Below are 16,712 nucleotides of genomic sequence, written 5' to 3' on the forward strand. Positions count from 1 at the left end.
GAGGATAAGTAAACAAAAAAAGCACCCAAAAGGATGCTATTTAATAGTTTAGTCTTTCTTCAATTTTCATAGTAGGAAAATATTCACCATAGTCATTTTTTTCGCTTTCATTTCGATTCATACTTATGGTTCCCACATTAGTATACGTCACAGTCAGTAATTCCCAGCCATTGTAGTACAATAACTCGTCAGATAGCTGGCTGTATCTATTAACTGCTAAATCTCCTAATGAAAGTTCTCCATCATAAATCAAGTCTATAGTCGCTTTAATTTGGCCGTTGCTGAAGGAAAAATTGACTAGGGTATCCTCGTTACCCAAAGCATAGAACTCAATTATTTCCTTTACCTCTTCTGCCGATTCTATTGTTAATACTTCCTGTTCTTGTACCTCTTCTTGCTCAATAGCAGCTTCTTCCTCAACATCCTCTTCTGATTCTTCAGATGGCTGTTCTCCGATAGTTTCAGCTGAATCTTCTGGAGTTTCCTCTTTTGGATCAGCCACTGCTGTCTCTTCTTCTGTTTGCTGATCCTGTGTTTCTTCTGCCGATTGTTCTGATATTGCAGCGGAATCATCCTCTGTCTTTGATTCTTCTGCATTACAGGCAGCTAAAAGCACAGCAGCTAAAAGCACAGCAGCTAAAATAATTGATAGTCTTTTCATGATGTAATCTCCTCCAGCCACTAATTATGGATTAGAGGAGTACTCTTACACAATCCCTTTTTATCGACAAAATACGACAAACTCCTTCCGCCTTTTTCTCAAATAAAAGGCATTCGGTTTACATATGCCTTTTTAATTTTTTCTGAGTTACTTGTCTTGCCCTAATCAAAAACATGATTCTTCTTTTTTTGATATAAGCCTATAAGTAAGGTGGCTCTTTTGCGGGAAAAAATCACGTTGTTAATTCGTTCTCCAAGTTAGAAAAACTGTAACTCCTGTATACCAATTCCCTTTGCATATCCCTCCACGATTAGTATTGGGGCCATGTATGACGAAATGGCTGTCTTTGTTATATTGTTTTTTAACCATTCGCCCATGCTGCCTTGTGGAGGATTATCCCGTGAAGTACCTATAATCACCCTTTTGCCCCGGAAATGATCAACCAATTGTAAACAGTTTTCTTTACTCACATGCAAGTGAAATTGATTGCTTGATCCAAAATGAAGGGTTACTCCCTTTTCAATTGACCCTTCATAACTAAATAAAGACCCTCTGGCTAATGTGATTAATTCTCTCAAGCTAAATCCCCCTTTTTTACTAATTATACCAGTTGAGGGATGAAAACCATTTAATATTCAGCTGAAATTTCCAGTCTCCTCTTTATTTTTCTATCCATTAATATTTATCAATAAAAATAGCTGTCATTACGGACTATTGTGAATGTGGGGTCTGACCCCAATTTTCTGAATGCTGCCATACAAAAAGACCTTAAAATTATTATGTTAAAAATGTTAGCCGTTATTTAACAACAAATCAAATAAAAAATGGTTAAAACTGACTAGCACTTTAACCCTTCACCGATTGTGTAGTCTGAAATATTTTGGCACAACAAAAAAACAGATCACACATCTGTTGACCGCCAAATCCTACTTAATTACTCAGCGGTACATTCCAAGTTAATAGAAACAAATGATAGACTATAATTTTGTAAAGCCGCACCCATTTATAAGTCTTCTAGTATCTCTAAAAAAAGTATCTATCCCTAAGTCTTCAATAATTTATCCTGGCCCATGTTTCTTAAATATCTTTTCTTACTTTGATATCTAAACATGACTATTCCAATCGCTAACAAAATTCCACCAACTAAAAGTGTTTGAAATATATTAGTTGCTGTAGTTGGAAGCTTTGGGCCATCAACTGGAAGCACACCGCCTAGTGTTCCTTCTACAAATAGCTTCAATTGAAAATCACAAGTTAAGCCTTGATACTCGTTTCCCAGCTCATAGGGTACTTCTATATGAAATAAGATATCTTCCTGCTGTCCACTATTTAGGGAACGTGCATCTATTTTTGAGAAGTCTTTTAGGTATCCTTGAAAGATCGTGGTGTTGCCATTCGAGACTTTAAGTCGCAATTGATTATAAATCTTCTCTGATCCTCCAGTAAATTTATTGCTGATTACATATTGAAAAGCTTGTTCTCCATTATTGGTAATGGCCAAATCACGTGAAATTGAGTCACCTGGCTTGAGGTTTGTTAGATCGAAGAGAATTTTGTGAGGATTTGTAGAGATATCTAATTGGTTATTTGTTTCTGCTGATGTTTTAAAAGGAATTAAAATAAGAATAAATATAAATAATACTATGCTAAAGGAAATTTTCATCTTCATCCCTCTTTTTTTTATATAGAAAAGGCGGTATTGGCCGCCTTTTCTACTATTGAGCTGATTAATTATCAGTCATTTACCTCTCCACTATGTGTTGCATTACCAGTTGTCCTCAGGTTAGGCATGTTGCTTCCATCAGCAGAATTTTGTACGCCATTGTTTACTGCACCATTACCGTGGTTAGTATCTACATGCACCCCATCCCACTGTGTTGCTTCAAGGTTAAAGAATACATTTACACTATCGTTCATGTATTTATTTTGTACATATTCTCCGTTTGATTTCTTTGTTTGATCATCTTTAAATGTAATTTGGATAAAAACATCATCCTTGTCATCTGGATCAACCGGGATACCAATTCTTCCGTCAGTACCCGCAGCAATAGAAGCCAGATTTATTTTCCCATCAGCCTTATGTGCTGTAGCAATGTCAGAATAGTCACCGTTAACAAGGTCCGCTAGAGTAAAATCTCCAGTAACTACATCTTGTCTTGGCTGCCATTGGCTGGTTTCGGAATCAACTTGCATGAAATCAACTTCAAATTGAGATAAGAAGTCAGTTTGGTTTGAATCTGTACCACCAGAGAAGTTAGCAGCAGATCCAGTCATTAAAACTTCTTTAATTGCAATGGAACCAACATTGTCTAAAGTAAAGATACGTTGAATGTTGTCACCAGGCTTCAGATTTGAAAGATCGAAGCTGATAGGTTTAGTCCCACTCTTACCAACCTGAAGATCTAGATTACCTGCTGCAAAATGGTTGTTAATCGTCGCCGTGTCATTGAATGCTGCCCAAGTTCCGCCGCCTACCAGAGTCAGTCCAAGTGCTGCTGAGGCTACGCCCATACCTAATTTCTTTTTAATTGACATGCTAATTTCTCCTCCTGGTTTCCCCCATATTTGGGTATGTATTTTTATATTGAATCCTTATTATGTAATAAGGAGTACAATCAAGTTAAGCCGTTTTTTGCTGGTTTTGTTGTCCTTTGTCAAGCTCTCTTAGTGCTGAGAAGACTGTTATTCCAGAATAGATGATCATTAATATCCCTGGTACAATCAATAGGATTGCAGTACCTTTATTCGATTTTGCAAAATCTATGAAATATCCCAAGTAAGGAATAGTGAAACCCGTATACTTTCCAATAACGTTTGCTGCCAGAACAGGATTTGAATCGACGTCGTCATTATTATCACCTTTTGTCTGATACATGGTGTTTTCGCCATTTTTTATTACTTCAGTAATCCTGTGCGTCACAAGGCTGTTATCCTGCTGCATGAAAGTAATGACATCGCCTTTTTTTAGGCTTGCTTTATCTTCTACCGGCTCGACGGAAATGAGTGACCCGGTTTTAAAGGCGGGCTCCATCGATCCAGACAATACTACTTTCAGCTGGTAGCCAAGAAACTGTGGCTCTCCTCCTGAGGCCTTTGAAGAGATTACAACAAATACCATAAAGATAAATACTAGCCCCAAAGTCCAAGTGACTATATTACTAAGTGTTTTTCTAATTCTTTTAACTGTCATCAACCTTCACCTTCCTTTTGAAATCTGAAATGCCTATATCAATCTTCTGTTAAATCAATCTCTTTTTGTTCCATCTCTTGATGTAGAGATTGCCTAGAAGATTTGCAGGATGCCTTTGACTTTAAGTTTTCATTGTAATAGTTATTACGTTCGATTTTGTTCTTTTTAAAGAACTTATAGTCAAAGTATAAGCCATATATCCTAGTTTGAAAAACCTCAAATACAGCCATTTTTGTTCTAAAAAGACTAAAAATCTTATATTTTCTGGAAATACCTCAGACTTGCTCAACTTTTCGTTATTTATAATGAACTAAATCAATTTTATAAAGAACATTGAAGCCTGATATGATACGATTTATTTAAATAGATCTTACTGGGGGACTGATCTTGTTCTATAAATTGATAAAATCCATAAGCATTCTATTGATAATATTCGGGATCTGTTTTATTGGCTACTCAGGCTACCAGCTTTTTATTCAAAAACAACACCAAGATCAAGCACTTCAAGAAGCCAAGTCACAAATTCTTTCCAAAGAACCTTCTTTTATTCAAAAAGAGACTAAACTGCCCGATTACTCCTTTCATGCAGGAGCAACTGTAGGAGTCCTCCATATCCCCCGTCTTCAGAAAGAACTTCCTATTATAGAAGGAACCGGTGAGGAGGAATTGGAAAAAGGTGTTGGTCACTACTCCACAACCAAGCTGCCCAACCAGCAGGACAGGGTTTTCCTGGCCGGACACCGGGATACCGTATTTAAGAAGATGGGCAGTCTAAAAGAAGGGGATCAGTTAAAGATAGAAATGAGCAACGGTACATTTACATATGAAATCTACGAAATGTTCATCGTTAAAGAAGATGATATGTCGGTTGTCCAATCCACTTCCCCTGATGAGATTCTGACTTTATCTACCTGCTATCCTTTTGAGTATTTGTCGAGTTCAGAAGAGCGCTATATTATTAATGCGAAACGGATTGACTAACTCCTCATGACCACCGATTCTAATGAAGGACAGAGAAAATAAAAAAGGTATACAGATAACCTTTCGGCTCCTCTGTATACCTTTAAAACTAATTTATTTGCTCAAGATTTTTGAATGGTATTACATATGGTTACGCAAAGATTTTCTACTGCAAAAATTGCTCTTTACCTCATTCCATCTCCTCAAACAATTCATCCTTCTTCACACTGATCTTCTCCTGCGCAGCTTCCTCAAGCTTCCCAATGTATTCAGCAAGAACACTTAGACGCTCATCCGCCATTTCCGTTATCGCCTCTACATCCTCAGACGTAACTTTCTCCTGACTCTCAAGCTCCTGAGCTGCCCCCTTCAGTACCTCATTCTCCACCCCAGCCATATTCATAAAATTACTTCTAAGCTTTTGGACGTCTTTACGGAGTTCGACACTTTTGAAGTTAATATCAATGCCGTTCATGGCCTTTTCGTTATTTTTCAGGATGGAGGAGATTGCCTCACCCATCAGTTCATTGAGTGTATTGGTCAGCTCGAGCTTGGAGTTGACTGTATAATATTTTCCGTTGCCTGCTTCAGCTGTTTTCTTCAGCTGAGCCTGACCTGCATCATCTACATCAAAGCCGATGATATGCACCTTCACATTCAGGTCGGAATCTACCAAAGCTTTCGCTTCCTTTACCGGGTCGCCATCACAGGTTTCTATTCCATCACTTACTATATAGAGGATATTTTCTGTATCCTCTCCCGCCTTTGCCTTTAGATCCTCGTATCCCGCCTTGATGGAAGCCGCCAAAGGCGTCCAGCCGCTCGGTTTAAATTTTTCTAATGCCGCCTTGAACGCAGCTTGATCGTAAGTATTGGTCTCATACATAACCTCGGTGCTTGCACAGGACATGGCTTTATCCTTGTCATCCCCTGTCCCTTTGTGGCCGTAGGTGCGCAGAGTCATGATGGTATCCTCCGGAAAACCGGCAGCAAAATTCTCGACCGCTTCTTTAGCCAGGTTCATTTTCACCCCGCCGCTTACCTGTCCATTCATGCTCCCGCTTGAGTCAATCTGGATGCTGATATTCTTCGTTTTCTGGTCTTCCTCTTCTGTTCCATACTCCCCGAAAGCAGGCTCATAATTGGCCAGTGCATCATTTACTTCAGAATAATCAACGGCAAACCAGTGCACCAGGCCGTTGTACACTTCTTCTGCACTCATACCTTCAGCTTCGAAATCTGCCATCACCTCTTCCTCACTCATATTGGCCTCTTCCGATCCTTCATCCATCGCCTTTTCTATCTTTTCCCCCATCTGCTGCTTGACAATTTCTTCAGCTGAAGTGGCCGCCTCCGGATACTGGACCTTCTCCTTCTCAGCTTTTTCCTCTTTTTCAGCAGATGCTGAATCTTTTGCTGCAGTAGGTTCTTCCTTGGAGCAGCCAGTGAAAATCAACATTAATGCCAGTAATAATACATAGTAGAATTTGCGCAATGATAAAACTCCTTTTCTTTCAGTTTTAAGAGTATCCTTAGCAAAGCTAAAGGAACAGTCATATACATACCCATTATTTCAAATATTTCCTTTTTTGTACTATATATTAACTATCATGTGTTCTTATTTCAGTCAAACAAGCGGGCAAAATTGTCGGAATTTGTCTGTGAATTTATTCCCGATATCTCTTTAAATCAAGATTTTCCTTCTATGACAAAAGTCCATAACTGGGACAAAAAAGTAGAATTGTTGCTTCATATTCCGTCCATTTTTTATCTTCCGGATTTAAATATGAGTCTTTAAGATTATTTTTGGTGCGCACCGCAAAACGGCAAAAAAATAGCGCTGCTGAATCACTAAAATGTAATCCTGCAGCGCTATTTTTAATCTACTTCTCACATGCCCAATTATCCTTATCCCGATCATGTGTTGACTCATAAGCAGGATGCCCTTTAGCTACACCGTCCGGATAATATTCTTTCATTGCAGTACAATTAGGAAAAGATGATGGTGCTCCTGGAATTACGTAAAGCCCATCTCCTTGATCAACTGGCTTTGATGGTGAGCTTTTGCCTTCTGACTGCTGCTTCAGCAGTGCTAACTTAGCCTTGGAGGGTGTTTCGTATTTGACCTTATTACTTTTAGGCACAAAGCTTCCTCCGCCTACTCCATAAAAACCGCCCTGGTTTCCTTTATAGCTGTAAACCCTGAATTCTTCTCCAGCTTTTAGTTTCCGAACACCTTTAGCAGAACCTTTTGCATCCAGGCTAACCAATTCAGTATTAGAAAGAATCGTTACCTTTCCAATTTGACCAAGCTTTAGCTCTGTTTTCCCCCACATTACTTTAGCTGTAGCATATGTATCCACTAATGAAAAACTTAAAAATGTTAAGCCAAGAACAAATCCCATTACAAACTTCGCCATTCTATTCAATCTTAATTCCCCCTGAGCAGGTTAGTATTTTTGTACTATAATTTATAATATACAAATATTGGAGAATTATTGCAATAATTTTTAGGTCTTTTAAATCCTAGTCCCCCTACACCTGCTCCCTCATAACTATTACAAACGCTATTGAAACTAAAGATTTTTGAACCTCTCATTATGAGGAGATAAATTTTCAAGTCAATGACTTCCGATATTTAGTCAACAATAGTATTATAACGGGTCTGACAAGGAAATTTTTACTAGGACTTTTTGTATAAAATGTTGCTTCCTAAATATTATTTTAATTGTATAATTGTTCTATTAAGTACAGGAGGAGAGAAATTATGTTTTCTAAACTATTTAAGTCTTTTATCATGTTTGCGCTAGTGATTGGTTTTGCTTCTTACAGCGTTCAAACAGCCAATGCAGCTACTAAAATTATGTGGGGTAAAACAGAATTAAAAATAGGCCAGATAGGTAAGGTTACTATTTTATCAAATACAAACCTGGTTAAATTGGCCAGCAATGGTTCATTGACTACTATCCGTACGCTTAAAAAAGGGGAAGAATACCGGGTTTACAGCTATAAGAGCAATCATGGCGGTCTATATGGCGTAGGCGGCGGGAGTTTTGTCCAAAAAAATGCGACAAAAGTAAAATATGAAACTCCTTCTAAAGCTAAACTAGCTCTGCTCAAGGCGCAAAGTGTCCCTAGAGAATATACAGCAGCGCTAAAAACTGCGGAGTTATACTCAGATATGATGTACATGTCAAAGGCAGGAATTTATGATCAATTAGTATCTGAATATGGAGAGCAATTCCCTCCAGCAGCCGCTCAATATGCAATTGATAACCTTAAAGTTGACTGGAAGCAAAATGCCTTAAAGAATGCGAGGTCTTACGCAGAAATGATGAATTTGTCAGACGCGGAAATTTATGATCAATTGACTTCGGAGTACGGAGAAAAATTCACTGAGGCAGAAGCACAATACGCGATAGATCATTTGTAAAACACGAGCCAAGGGGACAGGTCCCCTGGCTCATTTTTTGGATTGAACCAAGTTACTTGAGCAATAATTTCTCGCTGGGAAGAATTTTGAACCTCGTTCACCAGCTTCTTTTACTCATTATTAAAACTATGCATAACTAGTTCAATTTATCTGCAAAAGTCAGTGTAAGTAGGATGTCCTACAGGAACCTAGAACCTACAGATAAATTATTAATTTTCCGGTTATCACTCTACAAATAAACCTTCAATAAAATATGGGCTATCACTAAACTCTACTTCATTACTATCGTAAATAAATCTCCCAATAATATTATTTTCATATTGTGATTTAACCCCTGAATAATTCTGCTCTTTTAGTTCAATTTGTGTTAATTCTCTTTGTGATAAATCAAAATACTCTCTCAAAATACTCCTGTGCTTATTGTCGATGAAGTCGATTCTCACCCTATAGCTGCCAACCTCTTTTTGTTCAATATTATTAATGAACCTTTGAATTTTCCCCACATAATCTTTACTGTTAAAAGGAGGCTCCACAGGAATTGCTATTATAAAAGAAGGGTTTAGTTTGTTTAACTTTATTTCTTCTTCACTGTTAAAGTCTCCTTCATAAGCGGTTTTAATATAGTATTTTAGATTTTCATGAAGATCATTTACCATTAATGAAAACGATTCGACTGCAAATTTTTCTAAAAGGACTTCCGTATAAGAATCTTCATAATTCGAATGATTACTCTCCCTTGTAACAACAAATTCCATCTGTTTGTTTGAATCTGGCATGGCTTTAGCTTGTAATAATTTCCTTGCTGCAAAGCCACGATTGAATTCCTGAATTGCTCCAATTGAGAATTCTGTTTATACTTATTTTCTAAGTATTTTTTCATTTTCAATTTTTCATTTGAAGTATTTCCGAAAAATGTTGCCCCTCCAATCAAAACAAATATTACCACTACTATTAAAGAAATAATCAGGTATTTATTAGCCCATTTATTTGTAATCAAAAAAAAACACCCTCTAAACTCAATTAATATTCAAAAAGTTATTAGATATTATTTGGGTTAATTGCAAAAGAGACTATAGAGAACAGGACTTAAGTTTCTTTCCAAACCCTCAATTCGTCATATCTGACACCTTTATCTCAAACTGAAATCTTAGTTCTGCCACCACATCAAGCAAACTTGAATAAGATTCAGCAGATTTTCAGCTGGTAGGGAGGTCGCTCTGCCCAGTCTTAGAAGGAAGCGATTCTTGAGCCATTCCCTGATGAGTAACTGATACTTTTTGTCCAACTTCTAATTCCCGAAACATTGTATCGCTAACATAAAAATCATGCCAGCTTACCTGTCATCTGTTATCTAGATTGGAAATATTAAAATATGTTCTTTCTCCAGCATAAGTTTCGGCAAGCTCTTCAAATCCATTCTCCCCTATCTCTTTTTCAGTCGCCGGTACAACCCTAATTTCAGAATCACTTTTGTTTATGATATAGCCTTCTTCTTGAATAGCAACTAGAGTACACGCCGAGAATAATAAAAGACAGCAATAATAACAATGTTCTAATGACTGTTACTCCTTCCTCATAAGATTTTAGTAAAGCGATACCTTTTATTTACAATTATATTTGAACAGGCTTGATTAAAGAAGGATACTAGTGGATTTATGTGTTTTTCAATACTCTTTAAAGAGATTGAATATCTCGCTTAACCTTACGAAAACTAGAAGAATTAATCAAACGTTTGATTAACGATAGCTAACAAGACGGGACTATGGCAAATTTTTTTTACTGAGCCAAGGGACCTGTCCCTTTGGCTTTCCCTATATTATTTGAGAAAATGGGACTAGAAAAGCCAGGCAGTCAGTTTATTGAATGCCTGGCTTTTTAAAAGGGTGGATCACTTTTGTGAAACGATTGTGTGGAACATGATTTTGGGAGGTGCCTGCCACTACTACCCGTTTCTTAACCCGCTCCCCTTCACCAGAAATAAGTTTCAGCTCTTAATTTTTCCACAGCTTATATGTCACTTTGTATTTGCTGTAGTCAGCTCCTCCGTCTTTACGCTCATCAGCAGAGATGATGGCGACTTTGGTTGCTTTTTCAGTGGCCTCGGACCTGTCCCTACTCTGAAGATCCTGAGTTTTGCAATTTATCTTTGCTGTTATTTGAAGTTTGTGGGATCTGATCATCGTTGTATGTATTATTGGCTTCAATTAACTTTTGTATGTCTGTGTCAAGAGCATCGGCAATTCGCAAAATGACTCCTATAGATGGGTTTGTCTGAATGTTTCTTTCAATATAACTTAAATATGATTTTGATAATTTTGTCCTTACAGCCAACTGGGAAAGAGAGATACTTTTACTCTTCCTTATATTCCGAATATACGTCCCTAGCATATGTACCTCCTAAGATTCATCCATACCTCCTTTTGATACCAATAAAGCATAGTTTCATCTGTGTAAAAGAACGGTTTGGCAAAATATTTTTTATTTGGCTTGATTCATTTCATTAATTTTCCTCTTAAGGGCAGGTTGGTTTTTCAATAGCTTCAATAGATAAAAAGACAAAAGTATACCCAATAAATCAATTATTAAATCATATATTCGTCCATCCCTGCCAAAGAAAAGTTGAAGGACTTCAGTGACTGCTGCAAACAGGATAGCTATTAAAGCTGAAGCTTTTATGTTCCTCAACCATAAAAATAAAAGTAACATTAAAACTCCAAACCCTATGAAGTGGCCAGACTTAACGATAAAAGACCACTTATGGACCTGGAAAACGTCATTGATTATAAAAAGGGCGTAAAAGTCGGGTTTCTTTTTCCACGTAAACTCAATATGATGATTTATTAATAAGGCTTCCAAACTTTCAGTAAGGATAAATAAACAAAGAAATATCCCCCATAACAACACACATACACCCTGTACATTTCTGTAGCCAGATTTACCCCTGTTATTTTTATTAATTGGTTTCACCCACTTACCCTATCATTTATTCTATCTTAAAGTTTCTCAGCTTCTGTTCCTGTTTTCTCTCTGCAGCTGATACAATTTCCTTTAAAAATGCCTTCACCTCATCTTTAAGATGATCATCTTTAAGATGATCATGTTTAAAGACAATTTCCCTTCTTGTCTTAACAACCCCCAGTGCTTCCCCTACGTCCTCAATTGGCGGATGATCTCTGCTTGCTTCTAGCAATTAAATAGGACCTTATTAATCTACCGTTATAATTCTGTCCATACATACTTGCCATCACTATATTTACATATATATATCTTGTCTCCAGAAATGGATTCCAATAGAATCATTTTTCCTCTCCAAGATTCATTCGGATCTGGAAGTGTTGAAAAAGATTGAACACCCAACCCATCAAAGTAGGTTTTATCATTCAGTCTGGATAAGACCGGGGTACCATCTTCATTGAAGAGACCTGGATTTTCCAGCAAATCGGCCTTATCTGATTTAAGTCTTGTCAATTCAAGCCGATTGCTTTTACTGTGTTCTGTGCGAAGCAGGTTAAGGGAACCACCTTTTTCTTCACTTTTTTCTACATAAAAACTATCTACGGATACATCTGCATTCCATTCTAAAGTGAATACAGATGCTTCAGCTTCTATTTGATTATCATATGCACGTCCACCAATTACTTTGACATTTGAATGATTAAAGTCAAAAAAGGTGCTATTCTCTTTTAACAGGTTGTTTCCTTCAAAGTGGGGGCTTATTATGACAACATTAAAGCAGTAATCCAACTGTATTGCCTTTTCAATATTTGCCCATTCGGCATTTAACTGAATTAACGTCATTTCACTGGCCCTTTCAAATACAAACGGAACAACATTGGGATCATACCGATTGTCTCTTAGCCCATTTGAGGTGTAGATGTTTTCAATAACACTTCCTGTATTGCCGCCAGTTGGGGGAACGAGGCTGATTGCATTTTTAGCATAGCCAAAAATATAAATATTACGGATATTTACAGAGAAGGCATAGAACTCCCCCTCTTGCGCAATATAAAACCCCCGATAAACGGAGACCAAATCAAGATTTTCAAAAACGGAATTTGCTACCTGCTCTTCAAATTGAATGGCATTCCTGTTTTCAAATTCCCTTTGATCCCATCCTTCATACTGCAGCCCTAAATCGCGGATATCATTCTTTGTTGCTTTTATCCTAAAGATTGGAGCATTAGCCGTGCTGAAAATAACAGAATGTTTCATCCCGGCTCCGTGAATTTTCTTACTTTTAACATCAAGGGAGTCAGAGATCAAGTATTTCCCCTCTGGAAAATAGATGTCACTGCCAGCTGCAAACGCCTTTTTGATTGCTTTAGTATCATCATGTTCTCCATCGCCTACGGCTCCATAGTCCATCACGTTTATTAACGAGTGAGTAGATTGCTTTGGTTTTTCTACGCTTTTTATATAGCCAGTGATGATAACTATCGCAAGTAATAAACCTATTGTCCCTATCTTTCTCATTTGGGGACTGCCCTATATTTTTCTAAGGAATTTTTCTCTACTTCTTTCCAGGCTCTATAAGCCAGGCTATCAGGTATCTCCACATCATTCATTGTGATGAGCTGACCTTCTTCAATCTTCCGAGTTATTACAGTATCGGCTAACAAGCCAATAGGAAGATGGCCCTCATGTTCCTTTATTCTTATCGCTTCACCTCTAACCAAGAAGCTTCCGATTCCGTGCTTAATTTTTTCTCCCGGTTCAATTTTTTTCTTTGCAATCGCACCAACGCTTATAGAGGGGGTGGCAGTATTATTCAACAATACTCCCCCTCCGCTCAGCACTCTCCTTATTGTCTTGATAATCTCCAAATGACAGAGATGAAAATTTTGAACTAATGTATAGTAAGGGCCGTCACCAACTTTAAAGTATTTCAATGCATCTCTTTGATTATCATCATGCTCGGCAGTAACAAACACACCCGCAGGTCCTTTGGGACAAAGGATATAATCACTGATTGCCCGCCCTTGTTTAATAGCTTGTTCGGCCAAATATCTTCCTCCGCTCTCCACATCCACTGCTGCAGGTCCCAACAACCCTGTTTGAACAATATCACTCCCCAGCCCATTCGCTACAAGTGCTTGCTCAATTTGAACTTTTGTCCCATCGGTAAATGAAGTAACCATCTGCAGGCTTAAATTACTGCGTTTACCCCAGTATTCCATTTCCTTTTTTTTAGGATTAAGATTCAAAAATCCCTTAATGTTACCGTAAACAAGTGGCTTAAATCCCATTTGAACCATATTTTCTTTTAATGCCGCTAAACATCCCGGCTGATCTCCTTCAGCTTCAGTTATCAATCCTCTTTCAGCAAAATATGATCCTGTTGTGACTTGGAGTTCAGAATTCATCGTAACGACTGGAAGTAAAGCAGAAAATGCCTTATCAACTACATCAGTTCCATAAATTGCATCGCCGCTGCATTCTACGATAAGGTCACTATTTTCTACCACTTCCCAAACATTGTTAGTCAATAAGTCCTTATTGGAAAAAATTCTGAAACTATCAATTTTTCGACGGGTCAAAACTTTCGAAACCTCTAAGTCCTCCAGTTTTTCAAGTGCTTTTATCAATCCCTGTGCAATAAAACCAGTGCCAATGACACCTATTTTAGTTTTATGCATGTCTACACTCCTGTTCTGTACTTTTTTGGCTAATACCTATAATCCATTTTCATCCTAGACTTCTTGCTATGGATAAGTCTTTTTACAAATCGAATGGTACCCCATACATCTATATAAGCACTGATTTTCATCGACTTCTTTGCAGTAAGCACCAGTAAAATCTGGGATATACAAATGGGGATCAGGAATCCTATTGCCACTCCAGTTCCAGTAAGATAGCTACCAAGGATCAAAGATAGAATAATAGAAAACAATCCTGTCCAAAGTGTGATTCTCATTAATTCCTTCTGCTTCCCCCCCATAGCGAGTACTGAGCTGGTAGCACCTATCGACACACATGCCAGCTGTTTTAACCCCAGGATTATAAGGACATGTGCACCGCTTCCAAACATGGGTGAACCATAAACTAAAGATAAGAGAGACTTTCCAATTACTATAAATACCAGCAACAAGCTTAGGGTTGGTATAAATGCTAAGGTAGCAATTGTACGAAGAGTTGCTTCGATACTCTTAACTTCACCTTGGGCATGTTTTTCAGCAATGATGGGGGGAACCACTGAATTTAGGATAAGCAGAGGCATCGACATTAGCATGGTGAGCTTGGCGGCAGCACCGTATACCGCTAAATCCTCATCACCTCCTACCCCGCCCATGATCCATAAATCACATTGAGAGAGAATAAATGTGCTTATAGAAACTGCGAACAGTGGCACTCCAGTTTCTAGCATCTTTTTCAAACTCAAGGTTCGGTTTGGATTTGTATTAGGTCGTCTCTTTAACACTCCAACCTTTTTCAATAGCACAGCCAAACCGATACTATTCGATAGTGTTAGAGAAGCCACCCATAAAAGAATGATAGAGGACATCGTTACCGCCATATCCATAAAGTAAATGGACACCAATGAGGTGAAAAAGATGATTGTCGATAGAATTCCTCCAAAGATGGAGGCATAACGAATATCTTGAAATCCTCTGAAAGTTTCCCCTAACATAACTTGAAAGCTATTAGCAATAATCCAAAAGAACATTACAAGTTTTATAGAAGATAATCCGATAGAACTAAACACCGTAAAGGCTATCCAGTCCGAACTAAAGAAATAGATAACACCTGTACATATTGCACCAGCTATTGTTGCAGTCAATGCGATTTTAATAATATAAGTGATATTCTTGAGTTCGTTTCTTCCTATACTTTCAGCAATAAATCGGACTACGGTTTGTTCAAAGCCAAATGTCCCAAGATATGCTCCAAACATAGCAATATTGAAAGCTAAAAAGTAAACCCCTACTTCCTCTGCAGCTAGCATTCTTGCCAAGATTGCATTGATTGCCAAAGTCAAAAAAGATGTGGTAAACTTTCCTGCGATCGCCCATAAACCACCCGACATTAAGCTCTTTCTGAAATTTGATGTGACGGGAATAATCATCCCCTCCTTATCATTAAATTGCAGTGGAAGTTTCGAAAATAATAAGTACAGGAAGCACAATAAATTATTGACTCAGGATACATAAAATTAACATCCTTAATTAACCCCCTGTAGCTCTGTGATAACTTTTTTGGGGTACTCGCAAGGTATTTAGCAAGCTCCTATCAGGGATATTTACTGATTGACGATGATCAGCAGCGAGAGTTCCTAAAATAAAACAAGTAAAAATTGTCGTGGATTGCAGTAAAGAGGCGCCCAAAAAGGAATAATTGATAAAAAGGATAATAGCCAACAATTTATTCTGAGTAAATGAAAATAATGAGTAGATGATGAAAATGGAAAAGAAGAGCCCGCCAATTATTCCATACTCAACTAGCAATTTAATATAAGCCATTGGATGGGCTGTATTGTATACAGGAGAATATTCATCAAAACTATACTCTCTCCCGTGGTAATCCTGAATGGTTCCTGCACCTACCCCGAATAGGATCGTTTCGCTGTCTTCCAAGGAGAGAAACTCGTTATAGGCTATCCACGGAGCAATAAATCTGACATGGCCGCTGGTTCGCGGTGTATTGAACTCTTCAAGTCTTTCCAGGAATATATCACCAAAACCTTTATCAAAGAATATAAAAACGGATATACTCATTAAAACAGCCAGTAAACAGACTTGAACAGGCTTTAATTTAAACAAAATCGGCAGGGTCGCAACCAGAAGAAGGATAAAGCCAGTTCCGGAAAAAGATAACAGCATACCAATAAAAAAAATAGTTATTACTTTCAGCCGTTTTTTTGTAATGAACTCAATAATAATTCCTGTTGCCAGCATTTTTGAGTAAAAAGAAGGTTCCAGCATGAATATCCCATTTGGCTTTATCAAAGGAGAGTCATAAGATAAGTGGTTCTGTGTGTTATAGTCTGCCAGCTGCAATTGTTCAGGTAAATAATGGATAGGATCTATGTAGCCAAGTCCCATAAACTGAAAGAGAAATTGGGCAATGCCCAATACAGCCACCACCATCATTGATCCCTGGTAAATTGAAAATGTATATTGAGTGGTGCCTTTGCTTTTGTTAATAAATAGAAAAGGAATATAAAATACAATCAAAGAAAGCAGGGAAGCTAGCCCCACATTCTTGGCGGTGATCAAGCCATATAAACTTGCCAGCAAGAGTCCGCTTATTGCCACTAAAAAAACGATCATTCTTTGTTGGTCTACTTCAATTTGGTTAAATAAAAATAATACTGTTACCGCCAGAAGAGAAATGAGAAAAACCGGAGACAACTGAAATCCTCCAACGGTTACCGCCAAGCGCTGCATAAAGATTAAACTAAACAACACTGAAAAAATAAATGTTTTTTCCAACCTTCCAATCTTCTCTTCTATCATTGTTCGTCTCCTTTA

Annotated in this window: 17 protein-coding genes and 1 pseudogene; 2 read left to right on the forward strand and 16 right to left on the reverse strand. The window is 37.7% G+C overall.

Going from position 1 to position 16,712, the window contains the following annotated elements; genetic code table 11:
- Positions 1-40 precede the first annotated feature (40 nt).
- The 5 genes from AC4E8B_RS22430 to sipW all read right to left on the reverse strand — a co-directional run bounded on the left by AC4E8B_RS22430 (position 41) and on the right by sipW (position 3,851).
- Positions 41-661, reverse strand: a complete 621-nt coding sequence (locus AC4E8B_RS22430; RefSeq protein WP_490215683.1) for a hypothetical protein — start codon at positions 659-661, stop codon at positions 41-43.
- 257 nt (positions 662-918) lie between these two features.
- Positions 919-1,239 (reverse strand): hypothetical protein, encoded by a 321-nt coding sequence (locus tag AC4E8B_RS22435; protein ID WP_490215684.1) that lies wholly within the window; start codon positions 1,237-1,239, stop codon positions 919-921.
- Between the two features lie 464 nt (positions 1,240-1,703).
- Complete coding sequence (locus AC4E8B_RS22440) at positions 1,704-2,330, reverse strand: TasA family protein (protein ID WP_490215685.1); 627 nt, start codon at positions 2,328-2,330, stop codon at positions 1,704-1,706.
- A gap of 65 nt (positions 2,331-2,395) precedes the next feature.
- On the reverse strand, positions 2,396-3,196 hold the full coding sequence (locus tag AC4E8B_RS22445; RefSeq protein WP_490215686.1) for a TasA family protein: 801 nt from the start codon (positions 3,194-3,196) through the stop codon (positions 2,396-2,398).
- 85 nt (positions 3,197-3,281) lie between these two features.
- Positions 3,282-3,851 (reverse strand): signal peptidase I SipW, encoded by a 570-nt coding sequence (gene sipW, locus AC4E8B_RS22450; RefSeq protein WP_490219846.1) that lies wholly within the window; start codon positions 3,849-3,851, stop codon positions 3,282-3,284.
- Positions 3,852-4,238: 387 nt separating this feature from the next.
- Between sipW and AC4E8B_RS22455 the strand changes: the two genes are divergently transcribed.
- Positions 4,239-4,832: a class D sortase gene (locus AC4E8B_RS22455; protein WP_490215687.1), complete on the forward strand. Its 594-nt coding sequence runs from the start codon at positions 4,239-4,241 to the stop codon at positions 4,830-4,832.
- 169 nt (positions 4,833-5,001) lie between these two features.
- On the opposite strand, the gene AC4E8B_RS22460 is transcribed toward AC4E8B_RS22455, so the two are convergent.
- Together AC4E8B_RS22460 and AC4E8B_RS22465 are read right to left on the reverse strand one after the other, a co-directional pair.
- Positions 5,002-6,306 carry a vWA domain-containing protein gene (locus AC4E8B_RS22460; RefSeq protein WP_490215689.1) on the reverse strand — a complete coding sequence of 435 codons (1,305 nt, stop codon included), beginning with the start codon at positions 6,304-6,306 and terminating at the stop codon, positions 5,002-5,004.
- Positions 6,307-6,694: 388 nt separating this feature from the next.
- On the reverse strand, positions 6,695-7,231 hold the full coding sequence (locus AC4E8B_RS22465) for an excalibur calcium-binding domain-containing protein (protein ID WP_490219848.1): 537 nt from the start codon (positions 7,229-7,231) through the stop codon (positions 6,695-6,697).
- A gap of 347 nt (positions 7,232-7,578) precedes the next feature.
- Here AC4E8B_RS22465 and AC4E8B_RS22470 point away from each other — a divergent pair, with 347 nt between their 5' ends.
- On the forward strand, positions 7,579-8,244 hold the full coding sequence (locus AC4E8B_RS22470) for an Ltp family lipoprotein (RefSeq protein ID WP_490215690.1): 666 nt from the start codon (positions 7,579-7,581) through the stop codon (positions 8,242-8,244).
- 224 nt (positions 8,245-8,468) lie between these two features.
- Here the strand turns inward: AC4E8B_RS22470 and AC4E8B_RS22475 are convergent, their stop codons facing one another.
- The 9 genes and pseudogenes from AC4E8B_RS22475 to AC4E8B_RS22515 form a co-directional block, all read right to left on the reverse strand.
- Positions 8,469-9,020, reverse strand: a complete 552-nt coding sequence (locus tag AC4E8B_RS22475; RefSeq protein ID WP_490215691.1) for a hypothetical protein — start codon at positions 9,018-9,020, stop codon at positions 8,469-8,471.
- 420 nt (positions 9,021-9,440) lie between these two features.
- Positions 9,441-9,743, reverse strand: a pseudogene (locus AC4E8B_RS22480) (DUF3221 domain-containing protein).
- 613 nt (positions 9,744-10,356) lie between these two features.
- Complete coding sequence (locus AC4E8B_RS22485) at positions 10,357-10,632, reverse strand: helix-turn-helix domain-containing protein (RefSeq protein ID WP_490215693.1); 276 nt, start codon at positions 10,630-10,632, stop codon at positions 10,357-10,359.
- A 90-nt stretch (positions 10,633-10,722) separates the two neighbouring features.
- Positions 10,723-11,100 carry a VanZ family protein gene (locus AC4E8B_RS22490; RefSeq protein ID WP_490215695.1) on the reverse strand — a complete coding sequence of 126 codons (378 nt, stop codon included), beginning with the start codon at positions 11,098-11,100 and terminating at the stop codon, positions 10,723-10,725.
- A gap of 127 nt (positions 11,101-11,227) precedes the next feature.
- Entirely contained in the window at positions 11,228-11,434 is a 207-nt protein-coding gene (locus AC4E8B_RS22495; RefSeq protein ID WP_490215696.1) for a hypothetical protein, read from the reverse strand.
- 26 nt (positions 11,435-11,460) lie between these two features.
- The gene (locus AC4E8B_RS22500; RefSeq protein WP_490215698.1) at positions 11,461-12,717 is read right to left on the reverse strand and encodes a glycosyl hydrolase family 28-related protein; all 1,257 of its coding nucleotides are present in this window, start codon (positions 12,715-12,717) and stop codon (positions 11,461-11,463) included.
- The gene (locus AC4E8B_RS22505) at positions 12,714-13,880 is read right to left on the reverse strand and encodes an NAD(P)-dependent oxidoreductase (protein ID WP_490215700.1); all 1,167 of its coding nucleotides are present in this window, start codon (positions 13,878-13,880) and stop codon (positions 12,714-12,716) included. Before AC4E8B_RS22505 ends, AC4E8B_RS22500 begins: the two co-directional genes overlap by 4 nt.
- 29 nt (positions 13,881-13,909) lie before the next feature.
- Complete coding sequence (locus tag AC4E8B_RS22510) at positions 13,910-15,307, reverse strand: lipopolysaccharide biosynthesis protein (protein ID WP_490215701.1); 1,398 nt, start codon at positions 15,305-15,307, stop codon at positions 13,910-13,912.
- Between the two features lie 100 nt (positions 15,308-15,407).
- Entirely contained in the window at positions 15,408-16,697 is a 1,290-nt protein-coding gene (locus AC4E8B_RS22515; RefSeq protein WP_490215702.1) for a hypothetical protein, read from the reverse strand.
- Between the last annotated feature and the right edge of the window lie 15 nt (positions 16,698-16,712).

It is taken from the genome of Bacillus sp. SRL543, assembly GCF_984799205.1.

Coding starts and splice junctions, on each gene's coding strand:
- AC4E8B_RS22470 (WP_490215690.1), top strand. CDS start 7,579: ATGTTTTCTAAACTATTTAAGTCTTTTATCATGTTTGCGCTAGTGATT.
- AC4E8B_RS22500 (WP_490215698.1), bottom strand. CDS start 12,717: ATGAGAAAGATAGGGACAATAGGTTTATTACTTGCGATAGTTATCATC.
- AC4E8B_RS22510 (WP_490215701.1), bottom strand. CDS start 15,307: ATGATTATTCCCGTCACATCAAATTTCAGAAAGAGCTTAATGTCGGGT.
- AC4E8B_RS22485 (WP_490215693.1), bottom strand. CDS start 10,632: ATGCTAGGGACGTATATTCGGAATATAAGGAAGAGTAAAAGTATCTCT.
- AC4E8B_RS22475 (WP_490215691.1), bottom strand. CDS start 9,020: ATGCCAGATTCAAACAAACAGATGGAATTTGTTGTTACAAGGGAGAGT.
- AC4E8B_RS22505 (WP_490215700.1), bottom strand. CDS start 13,880: ATGCATAAAACTAAAATAGGTGTCATTGGCACTGGTTTTATTGCACAG.
- AC4E8B_RS22515 (WP_490215702.1), bottom strand. CDS start 16,697: ATGATAGAAGAGAAGATTGGAAGGTTGGAAAAAACATTTATTTTTTCA.
- AC4E8B_RS22465 (WP_490219848.1), bottom strand. CDS start 7,231: ATGGCGAAGTTTGTAATGGGATTTGTTCTTGGCTTAACATTTTTAAGT.
- sipW (WP_490219846.1), bottom strand. CDS start 3,851: ATGACAGTTAAAAGAATTAGAAAAACACTTAGTAATATAGTCACTTGG.
- AC4E8B_RS22440 (WP_490215685.1), bottom strand. CDS start 2,330: ATGAAGATGAAAATTTCCTTTAGCATAGTATTATTTATATTTATTCTT.
- AC4E8B_RS22445 (WP_490215686.1), bottom strand. CDS start 3,196: ATGTCAATTAAAAAGAAATTAGGTATGGGCGTAGCCTCAGCAGCACTT.
- AC4E8B_RS22430 (WP_490215683.1), bottom strand. CDS start 661: ATGAAAAGACTATCAATTATTTTAGCTGCTGTGCTTTTAGCTGCTGTG.